The sequence below is a fragment of the Candidatus Symbiopectobacterium sp. NZEC135 genome (assembly GCF_025962695.1).
On sequence record NZ_JAGFPF010000238.1, the window covers coordinates 1 to 2,152 of the forward strand.

General features: G+C 36.1%; 1 protein-coding gene. It reads right to left on the reverse strand.

The window, feature by feature from the left end:
• Positions 1–66: 66 nt before the first annotated feature.
• Positions 67–1,707: a P-loop ATPase, Sll1717 family gene (locus J5224_RS25365; RefSeq protein WP_264627972.1), complete on the reverse strand. Its 1,641-nt coding sequence runs from the start codon at positions 1,705–1,707 to the stop codon at positions 67–69.
• Between the last annotated feature and the right edge of the window lie 445 nt (positions 1,708–2,152).

Consider the following 2,152-nt stretch of genomic DNA (forward strand, 5'->3'; position numbering starts at 1 on the left):
AAATGAAAAATTAAGTTAATTCATAAAAGTGCATGAGCTCATAGAATTGTGCCCATCCAACACACATTAACTTCTAATTTCATGCTGCCTGATATCTAATGTTTTATGAAGCATTTTATGTATTTTAAGCTGAAGAATTCTCTCTGCTTCCCCTGTCGTTATAGAACTCTTATTTCTGAACGACCAAATAAAACCACTATTAGAAGTTGGTTTAATACCTATAGCACCAACTTTATATAAGCAAGACAATATTGTGCTAATAATATCATTATCGTTAGATCCTTGCGTTTCTAGAAACCTCTTGGAAACAATCGAGCATGGATCATTATCATCCCGAATGGCCAATTTAGTAATAACAGCATCATACTGAATATTTTTTAACTCAGAGCAATCAAACGTTGCATCTCTACCTCTAATTATTTCGACAGTATCATCAAAGGATGGGAATGTTTCACCCCACTCTTCTTTCAAAGATCGAAGCCTTTTTTCTGAGTAATAATTCTCGGCTTCGTAAATTAGCCCCCAAGTGATTTTCTCTTTATCAACAGCAAGTCGGAAAGTTTCATTGACAAACTGAAGTACATCTCGAGGCCTATAAAGTGTTCTTTCTAATATGTATTCCATAGGCGTCATTTTTTGCGAGCTTTTTTTTGCCTCAGGAAAAATATCAGATATAGTAACTTCATCTTTAGTATATGTTCGCTTATATGTTTCACTTACTCTTTTTTCGACTAAATCTATCAACTCAGACTTAGACCACTGAATTTGCAATATATACGACTCATATTTTTCTTCCTGAAAACCTGCACCGCGGGTCTTATCAAAGACCATATCAATCAGATCTTTTCTTAAAGCCACAAGGATTTTTATATTATTTACTTTCCTAAACCCTTTGACCTCTTCAATTAATGCTCGTATAAATTTGCAACGAGTATCCGTATCAGCCCAATCCTCATCCAATTGGTCTATAAGCAAATAATAATGCTTTTGTGGATCTTTAAATGAATACTCAGCCAGCATCTCCAACATTTCATTAAGTTGTTTTATCTGTAATCCGCTGACAACTTGACTAGCTCTTTTAGTTATCTCTGTTTTTTGTTCATCACTAAGTTTTTGTACACCACTCAATGACACGTCTAAACCAGAGTATTTAGCACCAAGATTCGCCTTCGTTTCATCCTCTAGCTTTCTTGTTATTTCTTTTAGATGTTCATCCGTATCAAGCCAAAATTTATCCCCCCAATCACGAAAATAAGATATAGCCTTTTTCTTAATTTCATCTTTTCTAACCCAATCAATTAATCCACTAAAAAAACTTTCATTATCCTCTTCACTTCTAATATCATAACGCAAGCGCAACAATTCAATAATAAGGATATGCCGCCAAAGCATTTTATAAAAAAGGTCTAAGTTAACGCCAAGGTTATCCATGAATTGAATAATATCAGAGTGCTCGAGAAATTTCACTGAAATATCATTGGGATCTATTTTTTTGTAATGAGCTATAGAGGTGCTAACTTTATATAATAATGAACTTTTACCGGCCCCAGTGCGACCGACTATAATTGAACATGGGTTTTTTACGTCTAATAAATCATCAAGATATCCTTTATCAATAAAACAGGTATCAAGAAAGTCGTTATCTGTTTCTGCATCAAGATCGCCAATACTTAAGTTTCTTTTAATTTTTACTGGATTTTTAGTCATCACGAGAACCCATGCTGATATATGACTTAAACGGAATCAACCTTCGCAGGATGCTTATTTCGGCTAGCGCGCAATGCTATCCCCACCTCAACTACCCAATTCATGTGTCGCTTTTCATGCACTCGAATGATCCGGCGCGATTCGCGCCGATACTGGCGTCTTCAGAGAAAAATGAGAGCAGCATCACCATGCAAAACCATACACTCAATGCATGCATAGCTACAAGATGTTCTTTTCGAGACAGTTTTTAAGGTACTCCAGTAATTTCGACACCTCAAGCCTCTCGTGCGGTTCTGTGATGGGTATTGTGCCATGGGTCAAATCAGCGATTAACGAAATGTCGGCAATGAACTGAACAAGAGACAAAATTGTCTGTAGGTGCTCCTCACTTTCCACGGTGTATCCCTTCTATCTACCACTGTAGATAAATACAGAACCTTAAAAC